The sequence below is a fragment of the Blastococcus sp. SYSU DS0828 genome (genome assembly GCF_054050975.1).
Genome location: NZ_JBJHAK010000003.1, coordinates 88,642 through 104,649 on the forward strand (window position 1 = coordinate 88,642; position 16,008 = coordinate 104,649).

Below are 16,008 nucleotides of genomic sequence, written 5' to 3' on the forward strand. Positions count from 1 at the left end.
AGTCGTCCAACCAGGTGCCGACGACGTCGAGGCACCTGTCTCGCCTCGTGCACGAATCCAGATAGGGAATCCATTGCGCGTCAACTTCGTGCTCTCCGAGGTGGCCACCGGGCTCCGTCGCAACCTGACCATGACGGTCGCGATGATCCTGACCACGGCCATCTCGCTCGGGCTCATGGGCACCGGCCTGCTCATCGCCGGGATGATCTCCGAGATGAAGGAGATCTACTACGACAAGGTTCAGGTCTCCATCTTCCTGGCCGACGACGTCACCGACGAGCAGCGTCAGGCGATCCAGAGCGAGCTGGAGTCCTCCGACGAGGTCCGGAGCTTCATCTACGAGTCGCGCGAGGAGGCCTACGAGCGCTTCCAGCAGCAGTTCAGCCAGCAGCCGGAGCTGGTGGCGAACACCCCGCCGGACGCGCTGCCGGAGAGCTTCCGCGTCGAGCTGGTGAACCCCGAGCGCTACGAGGTGATCGCCGCCCAGTTCCCCAACGGGGAGGCCGGCGTCGACCAGGTGCGGGACGAGGGCGAGTTCCTCGACCGGCTGTTCAGCCTGCTCAACGGCGCCCGCAACGCGACGATCGCCGTCGCGGTCGTGCAGGCGCTGGCGGCGCTGCTGCTGATCTCCAACACCATCCAGCTCGCGGCGTTCAACCGGCGCAACGAGACCAACATCATGCGGCTGGTCGGCGCCTCCCGCTGGTACACCCAGCTGCCGTTCATCCTCGAGGCGGCGATCGCCGGCCTCATCGGTGGGCTCCTCGCCGCCGGCGGGCTGATCGTGACCAAGGTGCTCTTCATCGACCGGACCCTCTCCGGTCCGATCCGGGCCGGCATCATCCCCCAGGTCGAGTGGAGCGCGATCATCACCAACAGCGTGGTCGTCACCGGCGTCGGCGTCGCGCTGGCCGCCATCGCCGCCTTCGTCACCCTGCGGCTGTACGTCCGGATGTAGCCGGCGCTGCCCTCTCGCCGAGATCCCGCGATCTCACCCGTCCCCGGGCCCGGGGCGGAGGAGATCGCGGGATCTCGGCGTCTCCGGGGCACGATCGGCGGCGGCGGTAACCTGGTCCCATGCCGCGTGAGACCGGGCGCAAGCTGATCGCCCAGAACAAGAAGGCGCGGCACGACTACTCGATCCTCGACACCTACGAGGTGGGCCTGGTGCTCACCGGCACCGAGGTGAAGAGCCTGCGGGCCGGCCGTGCCTCGCTCGTCGACGGGTTCGCCTCGATCGACGACGGCGAGGTGTGGCTGCAGCACGTGCACATCCCCGAGTACGTGCAGGGCACCTGGACCAACCACGCCCCGCGCCGCAAGCGCAAGGTGCTCATGCACCGCGAGGAGATCGACAAGCTGATGGGCAAGACCCGCGAGGGCGGCCTGACGTTGGTGCCGCTGGACCTGTACTTCAAGGACGGCAAGGTCAAGGCCACCCTCGCGCTCGCCAAGGGCAAGAAGTCCTACGACAAGCGGCACGACCTCGCCGAGCGCGACTCGCGCCGGGAGATCCAGAAGGCGTTCGGCCGCTACGTGAAGGGCCGTCGCTGACGAACGGGCGTCGCCGGAAAACCGGTTGAGCGGCCCGGAACACTCGGGCCGTGCGGATGACCTTCCAGCGGATGGCAGACCGTCGGCCGGTCGAGACCCTGGTCGAGCGGGACGACGGCGTCGTGTTCGCCATGCGGGGTGCCGGGGGCGGAGCCGACCTGCCGCACGACCTGGTGCACGCCGTCGTCGAGACGGCGCTGCCGCTGCACGACGGCGTCTGGGGCTGCGTCGCCGACGGCGTGGTGTGGGGCAGCATGCGGCACGTGTCCGGCCGCCGGCCGCCGCATTCCGCCGAGCGGTCCGACCGGCTGAAGCGGGAGCGGACCGAGGCCGTGCAGCGTGCGGAGACCGTCGCGGACGTCGTCGGCCGGCTGGCCCGGGGCGAGGAGGTGCTGCCTGCCCACGTCGCGGCCGCGGGTCTCCCGCGTGACCGGGTCGAGGCCGCCGTCCGGGCCGTGCGGGAGGCGGCCCGCCGGTGGGCCGCGCTGCCGGTCGGGGAGCAGTGGGTGGTCGAGTGGCCGGCCGGTGGACGGCGTCCCGGGACGGGCGGGCGGCGACGCTGACAGGGCGCGCATACGGTGAGCGCATGAGAGGCATCGCGTACGACCGGTTCGGGGGCGTGGACGTCCTGCAGCTGCGGGACGACCTCCCCGAGCCGCCGGTCGGCCCGGACACGGTGCTGGTGCGCACCCGGGCCGCGGGCGTCAACCCGGTCGACATCGGCATCCGCGAAGGCGGCCTGTCCGCCTTCTTCCCGCACAACTTCCCGATCGTCCCGGGCTGGGACCTCGCCGGGGTCGTCGAGGCCGTCGGCCCCGCGATCGTCGACTTCAAGCCCGGTGACGAGGTGTTCGGCTATCTGCGGCGCGACGACGTCCAGTGGGGGACGGCGGCCGAGCTCGTCCCCGCACCGCAGCGCTGCCTGGCGCACAAGCCCGAGTCCCTGTCGTTCACCGAGGCCGGCGGCGTGCCGCTGGCCGGCCTGACCGCCTACCAGGCGCTCACCGAGGCGCTCCGCGTCGGCGAGGGCGACCGCGTGCTGGTGCACCGGGCCGCCGGTGGGGTCGGCTTCTTCGCCGTGCAGATCGCCGTCGCGCTCGGCGCGCACGTCATCGGCACCGCGAGCCCCCGCAACCACGGCTTCCTCCGCGAGGCCGGCGCCGCCGAGGTGCTCGACTACTCGGCGGGCCCGATCAGCGAGCAGCTCACCGACAAGGTGGACGCCGTGCTCGACCTCAACGGCGGGGACACGCTGGCCGACGCGCCGCAGCAGGTGCGCGACGTCGCCCGCATCGCCAGCGTCGTGGACCCCTCGGTCAACGACATGGGTGGGCGCTACGTCTTCGTCCGCCCGGAGCGGCACGACCTGGAGGAGCTGGCCCGCATGGCCGACGCCGGTCAGCTGCGGGTGGCGGTCGCGAAGGCGTTCCCGCTGGAGCAGACGGCCCAGGCCCACGAGCTCGTCGCCGGCGGGCACGTGCGCGGCAAGGTCGTCGTCACGGTCCCGTGAGCACCGTCCAGCCCCCGGCGGACGACGCCGACGTCCCGCGGTACTGGCGAGAGCTGGGTCTGCCCGGGCTGGTCGACGTGCACGTGCACGTCCTGCCCGAGCGGGTGCAGGCGAAGGTGTGGCAGTACTTCGAGGCCGCAGGCACCCACTACGGGGCCGATTGGCCGGTGGCCTACCGGCTGCCCGAGGAGGAGCGGCTCGCCGTCCTGGCGCGGCTCGGGGTGCGCGCCTTCCCGACGCTGCCGTACCCGCACAAGCCCGGCATGGCCGCCTGGCTCAACGAGTGGTCGGCCGAGTTCGCCGCGGAACGCCCGCAGGTGCTGCAGTCGGCGACGTTCTTCCCCGAGGCGGGCGTCGACGGCTACGTCGCCACCGCCCTCGACCGCGGCGCGCGGATCTTCAAGGTGCACGTGCAGGTCGGCGCCTTCGACCCGCGGGACCGGCTGCTCGACGACGTCTGGGCGCGGCTGGAGGAGACCGGCACCCCGGTGGTCATCCACTGCGGCTCGGGCCCGCTGGCCGGCGAGCACACCGGCCCGGTGCCGATGCAGGGGTTGCTCGAGCGGTTCCCGCGGCTCCAGCTGGTGATCGCTCACCTGGGCATGCCGGAGTACCGGGAGTTCCTCGACCTGGCCGAGCGCTACGAGCGGGTCCACCTGGACACCACGATGTTCGCCACGGACTTCACCCAGCGGCTGATGCCCTTCGACCTGGCGGACCTCCCGCGGCTGGCCGCGCTGCGGGACAAGGTGCTCCTCGGCAGCGACTTCCCGTCCATCCCGTATCCCTACGCCCACCAGCTGGCTGCGCTGCACCGGCTGGACCTGGGGGAGGAGTGGCTGCGCGCCGTCCTGTGGCACAACGGGGCCCGGCTGTTCAGGATCGAGGCGTGACCCCGAGCATCCGCCTGACGGCGACCGTCCTCGGCACCCCGGACCCGCAGGGGCTGGCCCGCTTCTACCAGCGCCTGCTCGGCTGGCCGATCCGCGACGACGATCCGCAGTGGGCCACGCTGCGGCCCGAGGACGGCGGCCCGGGGCTGTCCTTCCAGCGGGAGGACGACCACGTACCGCCCGTGTGGCCACCGCAGCCGGGCGCCCAGCAGATGCAGCAGCACCTGGACTTCCAGGTCGACGACCTCGACGCCTTCACCGCGGTGGCGGAGCAGGCCGGTGCGCGCCGGGTCGGCGGGCACACCGACGCGGAGGAGGACGTCCGCGTCTTCACCGATCCGGCCGGCCACCCGTTCTGCCTGTTCGTGCGGCTCCGGCAAATCGGCTCGCGCCGCGCCGGGGCGACTGCCTAGCCTCGGCCCTCGTGCCCGCGCTCCCCGCCGTCCCCGACGGCTGCACCGCCCGCCCCCTGCGCACCGACGACGCCGCGGCGGTCGCCGAGCTGCTCGTCGCCGCCGAACCGCTCGACGACTCCGGCGAGTTCCCCGACGCCGACGACATCGGTGACGAGTGGACCGGCTGGGGCGTCGACCCCGGGCGGGACGGGATCGCCGTCTGCGACGCCGACGGCGCCCTCGCCGGCGTCGCGGTCGTCTCCGCGAGCCCCACCTTCCGGGACGCCTTCCGGATCGTCCTCGACGGCCGGGTGCGCCCCGACCAGCGGGGCCGCGGGATCGGCGCCGCCCTGCTGGACTGGCAGCTCGCCCGCGGGGCGGAGGTGCACGGCGAGCGGCACCCCGAGGCGCCGGCGCGGCTGGTGGTGGGCGTGCTCGGCAGCCAGCCGGCCCTGGAGCGCCTGGTGCAGGGGCGCGGGCTGACCGCGGAGCGCTGGTACCGCACCATGGAGCGGCAGCTCACCGACCTCCCCGAGGCGCGGGAGGTCCCGGGTGTCGAGCTCGTCCCGTTCCAGTGGGACCGCGACGACGAGGTGCGCCGGGCGCACAACGCGGCGTTCACCGAGCACCACGGCTCCAGCGAGCGCGACGAGGCATCGTGGCAGCGCCTGTTCACCGGCGCGCGGGCCTTCCGGCCCGATCTGTCGGTGCTCGCCGTCGAGGACGGCGCGGTGCAGGGCTACGTGCTCGGCTACGTCTACGAGGCCGACACCCGGGCGAAGGGGCACCGCGAGGTGGTCCTCGGCCAGATCGGCGTGCTGCCCGCCGCCCGGGGGCGGGGCGTGGCGGCGGCGATGATCGGCCGCAGCCTGGCGGCAGCCGCCGCGCACGACTGCCAGGCCGCCGTCCTCGACGTCGACAGCGACAACGTCACCGGCGCGCTGCGGCTCTACGAGAGCCTCGGTTTCCGGACGGTCCGCACGAAGGCCGCCTGGTCGCTCTCCCGCCCGCCGGTGGTGGCTGGCTAGGGTGCGCCCATGGTCAGCGCCGAGCAGTCCGCGCCCGTCTTCGATCCCGCCCTCGTCGGCCGCGCCCACCGCGCGATCGACCCGCTGCACTCGCAGCTGTACTTCGCCCCGGAGCAGGACGAGCACCTCGGTGCGGTCGGCCTGCGGCCGGGCCGGATGGTCTACTTCGCCGGGCGGGCCGCGGCCATGGGCGCCGTCGGCGCGGGGGTCGTGACGGCGACCTTCTACAACTTCGCGCCCTCGCTGGTGGCGCACATGATCCCGCGCGCGTGGTCGCTGGCGACGCCCGAGCAGGTGCTCGCCGCCCGCCTGGACGCCGCCCGCGCCTCCCTCACCCGCCTGCTCGGCGAGGAGACCGCCGGGAGCCCCGAGGTGGCCGAGTTGGCCGGGCTGCTCCGCGAGGCCTGCGCCGGGCTCAGCGCGGAAGGCCGGCCGCTGTACGCCGGGCACGCCGACCTGCCGTGGCCGGAGGAGCCGCTGCTGGCGCTGTGGCACGGCGCCACGCTGCTGCGCGAGCACCGCGGGGACGGGCACGTCGCCGTCCTGGTGCACGCCGGGCTGTCCGGGCTGGAGGCCCTGATCACGCACTGCGCCACCGGCCGGGGGTTCACCGTGCCCGCGGCCAAGGCGACCCGCGGGTGGAGCGACGAGCAGTGGGCGGCCGGGTGCGCGGCGCTGGCCGACCGCGGGCTCCTCGACGACGCCGGCCTGACCGAGGAGGGCGCCGAGCTGCGCGCTCGCATCGAGGTGCAGACCGACGCCCTCGCCGCCGATCCGTGGCTGTCGCTGGGCGCGGAGAAGACCGCCCGCGTGGTCGAGCTGGGCAAGGGGCTGTCGCGCGTGATCACCGCCAACGGGGCGTTCGGCCAGGGCATCTTCGGCCGCGGCTGAGCCGGCGCCGCCCTGCTGCGTCACCGTTCAGGGACCGGTGCGTTCTCCAGGTCGCTGAGCGGTGGTCGCGGCCCTAAGGTCGTGCCGCCGGAGCCGGCCTGAGGGGGGCGTCATGACGTCGACCGAGCGATCGCAGGGCGCGGTCCAGGCGGCCGCCCACGGCCGGGGGGCGGCGCAGCGCACCGACGTCGACGCCGCCTTCCGCGGCAGCGCCACGTACCGCAGCCTGGGGGAGCAGCAGCTCAGCCCGGCCGAGGAACGGTTCGAGAAGGGCCGGCGCACCGTCGGTCTGTTCCTCGCGCCGCTGGTCACCCTGGTCTTCGCGCTGGTCCCGCTCGACCTGCCGCGCGACCAGCACCTGCTCGCCGCGATCCTGCTCGGGGTCATCGTCCTGTGGATCACCGAGCCGGTGCCCATCCCCATCGGTGGCCTCATCGGCGTCGCCGCGATCGCCGTGCTCGGGGTGGTGCCGGCCGACGACGCGCTGGCGCCGTTCGGCTCGACGACGGTGTTCACCTTCATCGGCGCGTTCATCCTCGCCGCGGCCATGCTCAAGCACGGGGTGGCCCGGCGCTTCGCGATGTTCATCCTGTCGCTGACGTGGGTCGGTGCCTCGACCGCCCGGGTCGTGATCGCCTTCGGGTTCATCACCGCGGTGCTGTCGGCGTTCGTGTCCAACACCGCCACCGTCGCGATGCTGCTGCCCACGGCGATCGGCATCCTGTCGGTGATCGCCAAGCTGCTGCAGGACAAGGAGCTGGTGAAGCCGGACTTCGACCCGCTCCGGCTGCGCGTCGGCGTCGCCCTGATGCTGATGCTGGCCTACGGCGCGGGCGTCGGGGGCCTGCTCACCCCGGTCGGCAGCCCGCCCAACCTGATCGGCCGCGGGCTGATCGAGGAGGCGACCGGGGAGCGGATCGGCTTCCTCGACTGGATGCTCATGGCGCTGCCGATCTGCGCGCTGATGTTCGTCGCGCTCACGGTCGTGCTGCTGCTGATCAACAAGCCGGAGATCAAGCGGATCGAGGGCGTGCACGAGTACGTCCAGAAGGAGCGGGCCGAGCTCGGCCCCTTCTCCGGCGCCGAGCGCAACACCCTGATCGCCTTCGGCGTCACCGTGGCGCTGTGGATCTTCCCCGGCGTCATCGCGCTGACCGCGGGCACCGAGTCGGAGCTGTACGCGACGCTCGGCGACCGGCTCGACGAGGGCATCGTCGCCGTCCTCGGGGCCTCGCTCCTGTTCCTGCTGCCCACCGACTGGAAGCGCCGGGAGTTCACCCTCAACTGGAGCGACGCGGCCACCATCGACTGGGGCACGATCCTGCTGTTCGGCACCGGGATCATCTTCGGCTCGCTGCTGGCCGACACCGGCCTGGCGGAGACGATCGGCCAGGCGTCGGCCGACGGGCTCGGCCTGACCAGCACGCTGGCGATCACCGTGTTCGCGGTGATCCTGGCGATCATCATCAGCGAGACGACGTCGAACACGGCGTCGGCCGCCGTCGTCGTCCCGATCATCATCCCGGTGGCCGTGGCCGCGGGGATCAACCCGTTCGTCCCGGCGCTGGCGGCGACCTTCGCGGCCTCCTTCGGCTTCATGCTCCCGGTCTCCACGCCGCAGAACGCGATCGTGTACGGCTCCGGCGTCGTGCCGATCACCAAGATGATCCGGTCGGGCATCTCCTTCGACGTCCTCGGCGCGATCCTCATCGTGCTGCTGCTCCCGCTGCTGGTCGACCTGGTCCTGGGCGCCGTCGGCTGACCGGCGCGGCCACCCGGTTCACCCGTGTGGGCGAGGACACGGTCCGCGCTCCCGTGCCCGCGTGGGAGGATGGACGACGGCCGAGATCGGGGGCGCGAGCAGCCCGGAGCCGGGAGGGGGACGCCGTGCGAAGTGAGCCTCCCAGTACCGGTCCCCAGGTCCTCCCCGCCCGCTGAGGCGCCCCTCCCCGCTGGGAGGTCGCGAGGACCGCACCGGTGCCCACCGCCGTCCCCTCGCCCCGGGAGTCCGTCATGGCCGAGCGTCGCCGTGCGCCGCTGACCGCACTGTCCACCCTCGCCCGCCGTCCGCGGCTCGAGCTCTTCCCGCCCGTCCGGCAGCCGGCCCCGCCGGCTACGGGGGCGACGTCGGTGTCGGCCCTGGTGTCCGAACCGTCGCGGATCGTCGACAACGCCGTCTACTCCGACGGCCGGCGCGTGGCCACGCCCGACTCACCTGCCGAGAGCCGGGAGGAGCTCGCGCTCGGCGAGGACCGGCTGGCCTGGCTGGGGCTCTACCGGCCGGAGCCCGGGGAGCTCGGCGCGCTGGCCGAGCTGTTCGACCTGCCCGAGCTCGCCGTCGAGGACGCGATCAAGGCCCACCAGCGGCCGAAGTTCGAGCGCTACGGCAGCACGCTGTTCGTCGTGCTCAAGGCGGCGCGGTACGTCGACGCGCTGGAGGAGGTGGAGTTCGGGGAGCTGCACCTGTTCCTCGGGCCCGACTTCGCGATCACGGTGCGGCACAGCGAGTCCCCCGACCTGGCCCGGGTGCGCCGCCGGCTGGAGAGCGATCCCGCGCTGCTGGCCAAGGGCAGCGAGGCGGTGCTGTACGCGGCCCTCGACGCGGTCGTCGACGGGTACGGGCCGGTGGTCGAGGGCCTGGCCAACGACATCGACGAGATCGAGACCCAGGTGTTCGGCGGCGACCCCGGGGTCTCGCGGCGCATCTACGAGCTGTCGCAGGAGGTGCTGGAGTTCCAGCGCGCGGCGCAGCCCCTGACCGGCATCATCGCCGCGATCACCGCCGGTTTCGACAAGTACGGCGTGGACGAGGAGCTGCGCAGCTACCTGCGCGACGTCGCCGACCACGTGGTGCAGGTGAACGAGCGGGTGGAGGGCTTCCGCCTGCAGCTGCGCGACATCCTCACCGTGAACGCCACCCTGGTGGCGCAGCGGCAGAACGAGGAGATCCGCGAGCTCACCGAGACGAGCATCGCGCAGGGCGAGGAGGTCAAGAAGATCTCCGCCTGGGCGGCCATCCTGTTCGCCCCGAGTCTGGTGGGCGGCGTCTACGGCATGAACTTCGACCACATGCCCGAGCTCGACGAGGTGTGGGGCTACCCGTTCGCGCTGCTGCTGATGTTCGGGGTCAGCCTCACGCTGTACCTGGTGTTCAAGCGGCGCGACTGGATCTGAAAGAGGACCCCGTCCTCCTCGTCCCTCGCGAGCTCGCGACGAGCCTCTGGACGGGGCCGCGGTGTGGGGGGAACAACCGGCTGGACCGGGCCGTTACCCTGACTGCACAACTACACAGGGGGTGATTGGTCTCGACTTCGGTCGGGTGTCCAGGGGAAGCGAGCCGAGGAAGGCAACGATGAGCTCGTTAACCATGCGTTGCAAAACACACAAGCGCCGACTCCAGTCAGCGCGACTTCGCTCTCGCTGCCTAAGCAGCAGGAGTGAGTCTGTCAGCCCGGGTTCGTCATCGGCCCGGATCCTGGCATCAGCTAGATGACTCACCATGAGCGCCGGTCGCGGGCGTTCATGGGACACCTCACAGCGACTGGGCCCGTCACATCGACTTGTTCGCGAGATCGATGGGGTCAAGCAGAGGCAGTAGCGAACTGCGCTCGGAGAAGCCCTGGATATGCGTCGAAGGACGCGGGTTCGATTCCCGCCACCTCCACCCCTGAAGCTCCACCACGTTGGGCCCGGTCATCCGACCGGGCCCAACGTGTGTCTGCGTGGCGGGGCAGCGGCGACCACCAGGTCACCAGGAGCCGCCGCCACCTCCACCGGCGCCGCCCCCGACGCTCCCGCCGACGTTCCCGCCGGAGGTGGACGACGACGGCGCGGTGCCGGCCGTGCTGCAGCCGGCGAGGAGGACCGGCCCGAAGGCCGCGTAGTGCAGGTACCGGGCGTCCTGGCCCGAGCGGGCCGGGACGTCGACGGACGAGGCGAGCTGCGACCACCGCTCCGCCTCACCCAGCGAGACGGCCCAGGCGGTGTAGCGGCCGAGCTGACCGGAGGCGATCGCCTCGTCGAGCGCCGTCGGCGGGGACGCGGCGAGGAACCGCCGCAGCGACTCGACCTGCAGCCACGCCGCGGAGCCGGCCGGCGTGAGCACCCGCAACTCCCACCCGGCGACCGCGGTGGCCGCGCCCGCCCCGGCCAGTGCGCCACCGATTGCCGCCAGCGCGAGCGGCAGCCCGACGTCCTGGATCGACAGGTAGCCGGCGAACAGGGCCCCGGCGACGCCGACGACGGCGCCCAGGCCGCCGAGCAGCCGAAGCCGGCCGGCGCGGCGGTCGGCGTCGCCGTCCCACAGGCCGCTGGTGCTCTGCCACGTGTCGAGATGCGTGCCGAGCTCCGCCCAGCCCGCGGCGAAGCCCTCGTCGTACTCGCCGAGCGGGAGCCGGTCCCGGTCGCGGAACAGCAGGTCCAGCAGCCGGCGGACCTCCCCGTCGCCCGGCTGCCGCCGCACCAGGACGACCTCCTCGGGCTGCCCGTCCGGTGACTCCAGGTCGATGGTGCCGGCCACGGCCTGGTCGATGAGCCAGGCCGTCTTGTGTGCCGGGGTGACGGAGCCGGCCAGCAGCACGCCGCCGTGCGCGGGGGGCAGGCTGCCGGGCAGGGAGGGCGAGGGGACGGCGTGGTCGGCGAGCGTGGCCAGGTCGATCCGCGCGTCCTCAACGGGCGCGGAGGTTACCGGGATGCCGACCGCCGGCACCCGCTCCCGGCCGGCGCGCCTGATCACGGCCAGCGCGCCAGCGGCCGCGAGCAGCGTGGCGAGGCCGGCGACGGCTCCGGGCAGCAGCGGCCCCGTGCCGCCCGCCGGAGGCGCGGTCGCCGGTGGTGCGGGCAGCGCCGGGGCGCCGTCGAGGGCGGCGCCCGTCGTGGCGGAGACCGTGACGCCCTCCCCGGCGTCCAGGGAGTCCAACCGGGCCGAGAGCAGGCCGGGCCCGGCCTGCTCGACGTCGCAGGGATCGGTGGATCCCCCCTCGCCCGCGGCGCAGCGGCTCCCCGCCAGCTCGGCCGGTGCGCTCACGTGCACCTGGACCTCGTCGATGGGGACGTCCCAGCCGGTGCCCACGGCATCCCAGGCCAGGCGGTCGCCGGAGACGACGCCGTCCAGCGTGTACCCGAGGACGTACCGGTGCCGTCCGGTCACCGTCCGGTCGGGGTCGCCGACGCGGATCTCGCCGTCCGCGCTGACGGTCACGTCGCCGGGGGCGTCCGGCGACGTCGCCTCGACCGGCTCAGCGGGGTCCAGGCCCGGGACCTGGCGGAGGATCCCGCGCCGTTCCTCCCCGCCGAAGTCGTAGTCGATCACCTCGGTGATCCGGGCGCTGCCGTCCTCCGCGACCGTCGCCGCGACCCACAGCAGGCGCACCCGCTCGCCACCGCCGGCGAGGGCGACGACGCTCGTCAGCACGCCCACCGCGACGGCCAGGAGCACGCAGACCAGCAGGTCGATCCGCCGTCTCCGGCGGACACGGTCGGTCCGTCGAGGGCTCGGCACGGTCTCCTCCTCATGCGTGATCCCGGAGGGGGTCCCCGGCGTCGGGGTGATGATGCCTGTCCGCGCGGGTCCGACACAGGACCGCGCCCGCGATCGGGGCTTCACCGGGCGCAGGAGTGGGCGCTGGTCAGCACGACGCCGTAGTCACGATCGGGTGGCCGACCGTGCCGGCGGCCTCCGACGACGAGCCGATCAGCTGGGCGCGGCGGTCACAGGTGGGGCTGCGCGGCCGGGTCGTGCCGAGTGGACCCCGGAGGGGTCCGCGTAGGGACGGCGGACTCGCTCGTCGTAGCCGGGAACGGCAATTGGTCGCGGTGTCGTCCGGAGGACGGCGAAGAGTTACTGCGTCGGCGGACGCATGGCCCTCCCCGGGTCGTGCGCCTTCACCACGACGAGCACGTCCTCCGGCTGCAGCGTGCCGATCAGCGGGTCGTCGAAGCGCAGCGTGCGGCCGCCGCGGGTCACCGAGAGCACGATGTCGCGCAGCTGGCGTGGCCCCAGCCCCACCTCGTCGGTGGTGACCGTCCGCTGGTGCAGGTCCAGGCCCTGGCCCCCGGTGACGAGGTCCTCGACCACCGCGACCACCCGGGGGGCGTCGGTGGAGAGACCCAGCAGCCGGCCGGACGTCGCCGACGTGGTGATGACCGTGTCGGCACCGGACTGCCGCAGGAGGTTGGCGTTCTCCTCCTCGCGGACACTGGTGGTGATCGGCACGCTCGGGTTGAGCTGGCGGACGGTCAGGGTGATGAGCACCGACGCGTCGTCCCGGTTCGCCGCCACGATCACCGACCGGGCGCGTTCGACGGCCGCCCGGCGGAGCACCTCGGTGCGGCCGGCGTCGCCGACGATGCCGGTGAGCCCCACCGCGTTGGCCTCGTCGATCGCCCGGGGCTCGGGGTCGACCACGACGATCTTCTCCAGCGGTGTACCGCTGGCCTGCAGGGAGCGGATGGCGCTGCGGCCCTTGGTGCCGTAGCCGCACACGATGACGTGCTGGCGCACGCGGGACCTCCAGCGGTGGATGCGGAACTCCTCCCGGGAGCGCGCGGTCAGCGCCTCGAGGGTCGTTCCGATGAGGACGATCAGGAACATGATCCGCAGCGGCGTGATCAGCAGGACGTTGATCAGGCGCGCCTCGTCGGTGACCGGCGTGATGTCGCCGTAGCCGGTGGTGGAGAGGCTGACCGTCGCGTAGTAGAACGCGTCGAGCACCGAGATCTCGTCGCCGCGGCTGTCGGCGTAGCCGTCCCGGTCGATGTAGACGATGAGGACGACGACGAGCAGCACGGCGGCCGCGATGAGCACCCGGCGCCCGACCTGCCGGACGGGGGACTGCTCGACGTGCGCGATGCGCACACCGGTGTGCTCGGTCTCCAGACCGTTCCGCTGCTCGTCCACGCCGCGGACGATAGTGAGCGCGGACCGCGGATGCGCGCCGCCGCACCCGTTCGGGGTGCGGCGGCGCGCGTCGGCTCACCCGCCGACGGCCTCGCGCTCGCGAGCGGCGAGCTCCCGCTTGAGCACCTTGCCGGCCGCCGAGACCGGGATCGCGTCGATGAAGCGCACGTCGCGCAGCCGCTTGTACGGGGTCACCTTGTCGTTGACGGCGGCCATGACCGACTCGGCGGTCAGCGCGGCGCCGTCCGCGTCGTCCTTGCGCACGACGTACGCCACCGGCAGCTCCCCGACCTCGTCGTCGGGGCGGCCGACCACCGCCGCGCCGGCCACGCCGGGCACCCCGAACAGGATCTCCTCCAGCTCGCGGGGGAACACGTTGTAGCCCTTGTAGAGCAGCATGTCCTTGGTGCGGTCGACGATCGAGAGGTAGCCGTCGCCGTCGAGGATGCCCACGTCCCCGGAGTGGAACCAGCCGTCGGCGTCGATCGCGTCGGCCGTGGCCTCGGGGCGGTGCGCGTACCCGCGCATCACCTGCGGGCCGCGGATGCAGACCTCGCCCCGCTCACCGGTCGGCAGCGGGTCGCCGCCACCGATCGGGCGGATGGTGATCTCGGTGTCGAAGATCGGCACCCCGACCGTGCCCGGCTTGCGGGTGCCGGAGCGGAACGTCGGGTTGCCGGTGGCCATCATCGTGACCTCGGTGAGGCCGTAGCCCTCGCCGATCGTGGCGTTGGGCATCAGCGCCTGCATCCGCTCGATGAGCGAGACCGGCAGCGGCGCGGCGCCGCTGCTGATGCCGCGGACGTGCGACAGGTCCGCCTCGGTGAAGCCGGGCACCTGGAGCAGGGCCACGAAGACCGGCGGCGCGCCGCCGATCGTGGTGACCTCGTACCTGATCATGTCCTCGACGTACTTCACCGGGTCGAAGCGCATGTGGATGACGGTCATCGTGCCGCCCATGACCATGCCGTTGAGGTAGCCGATCGCACCCATGGCGTGGAACCACGGCGTGAGGTTGATGATCCGCGCCTCGCCCAGGCGGGTGGGGTACTCGTCGGGGCCGAGCACCTGCTCCAGCGTCACGTCGCCCTGCTCGTCGAGCAGGGGAACGGCGCCGGAGGTCCAGCAGCTGGACTGCAGCACGTTGGTGACGACGTTGCGGTGCGGCAGCTCCACGCCCTTGCTGACGCCCGTCGTCCCGCCGGTGTAGGCCAGGTGCGCGAGGTCGGTCGCGACGTCGAGGTCGGCGTCCAGGTGCCGGTCGGTGGGGTCGCCGGCCAGCAGGTCGGCGAGGTCGACGTCGCTGTCCTCGAGGCCGTCCAGCCGTGCGGCGAAGTCCAGGACGTGGGCCTCGCCGGTGACGACGACGGTCCGCACCGGGGTCTGGGCGAGCGCGCCGCGGACGAAGGGCAGCACCTGGTCCCAGGTCACCAGCACGGTCGCGCCGGCGTCGCTGAGCTGGGCGGCGAGGTCGGCAGCCGGGAGCAGCGGGTTGGTGGGGGAGAAGGTCGCGCCGGACAGCAGGATCCCGTAGTAGAGCGACGGGTACTGCCGGCAGTTGGGGATGTGGACGGCGACGACGTCACCCCGGCCGATCCCGTGGTCGGCCAGCCAGCCGGCGACCGCGTGCGCGCGAGCTCCCAACTCGGTGAAGGTCAGCGGCACGTCGTGGTCGACGAACGCCGTCCGGTCACCCCACCGGCGTACCGCGGCCCGCAGGATGGACCCCACCGGCACCGCCGGGTAGTCCAGGGACCGAGGCAGCCCGGGCGGCCAGCTGGCCGCGGTGGGTGTCGGGGCGGGCTGCACGGTCGTCATGCGTTTCCTCTCGTCGGGATGATCAGAGCCACAGGGTGGCCCAGCTCACAGCGCATGTCGAGGGGTCTGTGAGGATGAGTCGCATGAGCGACCAGCGCACCGCCCTCGTTCTCGGCGGCGGGGGCATCACCGGCATCGCCTGGGAGATCGGCGTGCTCGCCGGGCTGGCCGAGGCAGGGATCGACCTCACCGGCGCCGATCTCGTCGTCGGCACCTCGGCGGGCTCCGTCGTCGGCGCCCAGATCACCAGCGGGGCTCCGCTGGAGGAGATGTACGCCCGGCAGCTGGAGCCCCCGGTGCAGGAGAGGGTGGCCCGGATGACCCGCGGCAACCTGCTCCGCTACGGCTGGGCGATGGTCGCCAGCCGCGGCCGCGACGTGGAGTTCCGCCGCCGGGTCGGCACCCTGGCGCTCGCGGCGGAGGCCGCCGGGGCGACGCCGACCGAGCAGGAGCGGCTGGACGTCATCGGTTCGCGGCTGGTCTCCCGCGACTGGCCGGACCGCGAGCTCGTCGTCACCGCGGTGGACGCCGCCACCGGCGAGTTCCGCACCTTCGACCGGAAGTCCGGCGTCCCGCTGGTGCAGGCCGTGGCCGCGAGCTGCGCGGTGCCCGGCGTCTACCCGCCGGTGACCATCGGCGATCGCCGGTACGTCGACGGCGGCATGCGCTCGGCCGCCAATGCCGACCTGGTGCAGGGATACGACCGGCTGGTCGTGCTCGCCCCCATCCCGCGCGGCGTCGGCCCGATGGCCAGCGTCGACGCGCAGGTCACCGGCATGGTGGCGCGGGTCGCTGTCGTCTCGCCGGACGAGGCCGCCCGCGCGGCGATCGGCCGCAACGTCCTCGACCCCGCCGCGCGGGAGCCCGCAGCGCGGGCCGGCCGGGCGCAGGCCGCGACCGTCGTGGCGCGCGTCGGCGAGGTCTGGGCCGGCTGAGCCGGCGACACGGGCACGCCACCAGCTCGTCACCCGGAGTTGTGGCGCGGGACCGCCTCCGGGCACCTGGCCTCGCTGGGATCACC

General features: G+C 73.2%; 14 protein-coding genes and 1 other RNA gene. 12 read left to right on the plus strand and 3 right to left on the minus strand.

Translation table 11 applies throughout. The features are described 5' to 3' along the window. Nucleotides 1-73: 73 nt before the first annotated feature. From ftsX to ssrA, 11 genes are all read left to right on the plus strand, one after another. Nucleotides 74-958, plus strand: coding sequence for a permease-like cell division protein FtsX (ftsX, locus tag ACI79Q_RS03350; protein ID WP_456587374.1), 885 nt, complete (start codon nucleotides 74-76; stop codon nucleotides 956-958). Between the two features lie 119 nt (nucleotides 959-1,077). Further along, nucleotides 1,078-1,554, plus strand: coding sequence for an SsrA-binding protein SmpB (gene smpB / locus ACI79Q_RS03355; RefSeq protein WP_456587375.1), 477 nt, complete (start codon nucleotides 1,078-1,080; stop codon nucleotides 1,552-1,554). Nucleotides 1,555-1,625: 71 nt separating this feature from the next. Beyond that, nucleotides 1,626-2,117: a hypothetical protein gene (locus ACI79Q_RS03360; RefSeq protein ID WP_456598893.1), complete on the plus strand. Its 492-nt coding sequence runs from the start codon at nucleotides 1,626-1,628 to the stop codon at nucleotides 2,115-2,117. A gap of 23 nt (nucleotides 2,118-2,140) precedes the next feature. After that, nucleotides 2,141-3,064, plus strand: a complete 924-nt coding sequence (locus ACI79Q_RS03365) for an NADP-dependent oxidoreductase (protein ID WP_456596825.1) — start codon at nucleotides 2,141-2,143, stop codon at nucleotides 3,062-3,064. Beyond that, nucleotides 3,061-3,957 carry an amidohydrolase family protein gene (locus ACI79Q_RS03370; RefSeq protein WP_456587378.1) on the plus strand — a complete coding sequence of 299 codons (897 nt, stop codon included), beginning with the start codon at nucleotides 3,061-3,063 and terminating at the stop codon, nucleotides 3,955-3,957. The genes ACI79Q_RS03365 and ACI79Q_RS03370 overlap by 4 nt, the downstream gene beginning before the upstream one ends. Further along, the gene (locus ACI79Q_RS03375) at nucleotides 3,954-4,370 is read left to right on the plus strand and encodes a VOC family protein (protein ID WP_456614157.1); all 417 of its coding nucleotides are present in this window, start codon (nucleotides 3,954-3,956) and stop codon (nucleotides 4,368-4,370) included. Before ACI79Q_RS03370 ends, ACI79Q_RS03375 begins: the two co-directional genes overlap by 4 nt. Nucleotides 4,371-4,381: 11 nt before the next feature. Beyond that, nucleotides 4,382-5,380: a GNAT family N-acetyltransferase gene (locus ACI79Q_RS03380; protein ID WP_456614158.1), complete on the plus strand. Its 999-nt coding sequence runs from the start codon at nucleotides 4,382-4,384 to the stop codon at nucleotides 5,378-5,380. Nucleotides 5,381-5,389: 9 nt separating this feature from the next. Next, nucleotides 5,390-6,271: an SCO6745 family protein gene (locus tag ACI79Q_RS03385; RefSeq protein ID WP_456587381.1), complete on the plus strand. Its 882-nt coding sequence runs from the start codon at nucleotides 5,390-5,392 to the stop codon at nucleotides 6,269-6,271. Nucleotides 6,272-6,383: 112 nt separating this feature from the next. Next, nucleotides 6,384-8,033 carry an SLC13 family permease gene (locus ACI79Q_RS03390; protein ID WP_456587382.1) on the plus strand — a complete coding sequence of 550 codons (1,650 nt, stop codon included), beginning with the start codon at nucleotides 6,384-6,386 and terminating at the stop codon, nucleotides 8,031-8,033. Nucleotides 8,034-8,248: 215 nt separating this feature from the next. Beyond that, the gene (locus ACI79Q_RS03395) at nucleotides 8,249-9,445 is read left to right on the plus strand and encodes a CorA family divalent cation transporter (protein WP_456587383.1); all 1,197 of its coding nucleotides are present in this window, start codon (nucleotides 8,249-8,251) and stop codon (nucleotides 9,443-9,445) included. A gap of 117 nt (nucleotides 9,446-9,562) precedes the next feature. After that, nucleotides 9,563-9,938: a transfer-messenger RNA gene (ssrA, locus tag ACI79Q_RS03400) on the plus strand. Between the two features lie 81 nt (nucleotides 9,939-10,019). Here ssrA and ACI79Q_RS03405 read toward each other — a convergent pair. The 3 genes from ACI79Q_RS03405 to ACI79Q_RS03415 all read right to left on the minus strand — a co-directional run bounded on the left by ACI79Q_RS03405 (nucleotide 10,020) and on the right by ACI79Q_RS03415 (nucleotide 14,987). Continuing rightward, nucleotides 10,020-11,771 (minus strand): DUF2207 domain-containing protein, encoded by a 1,752-nt coding sequence (locus ACI79Q_RS03405; RefSeq protein WP_456614159.1) that lies wholly within the window; start codon nucleotides 11,769-11,771, stop codon nucleotides 10,020-10,022. A gap of 339 nt (nucleotides 11,772-12,110) precedes the next feature. Continuing rightward, a complete protein-coding gene (locus tag ACI79Q_RS03410; protein ID WP_456587385.1) occupies nucleotides 12,111-13,169 on the minus strand; it encodes a potassium channel family protein in 1,059 nt (352 codons plus the stop codon). A 75-nt stretch (nucleotides 13,170-13,244) separates the two neighbouring features. Beyond that, a complete protein-coding gene (locus tag ACI79Q_RS03415; protein ID WP_456612803.1) occupies nucleotides 13,245-14,987 on the minus strand; it encodes a class I adenylate-forming enzyme family protein in 1,743 nt (580 codons plus the stop codon). 83 nt (nucleotides 14,988-15,070) lie between these two features. On the opposite strand from ACI79Q_RS03415, the gene ACI79Q_RS03420 reads away from it, so the two are divergent. Beyond that, nucleotides 15,071-15,922: a patatin-like phospholipase family protein gene (locus ACI79Q_RS03420; protein WP_456614160.1), complete on the plus strand. Its 852-nt coding sequence runs from the start codon at nucleotides 15,071-15,073 to the stop codon at nucleotides 15,920-15,922. Nucleotides 15,923-16,008: the final 86 nt, after the last annotated feature.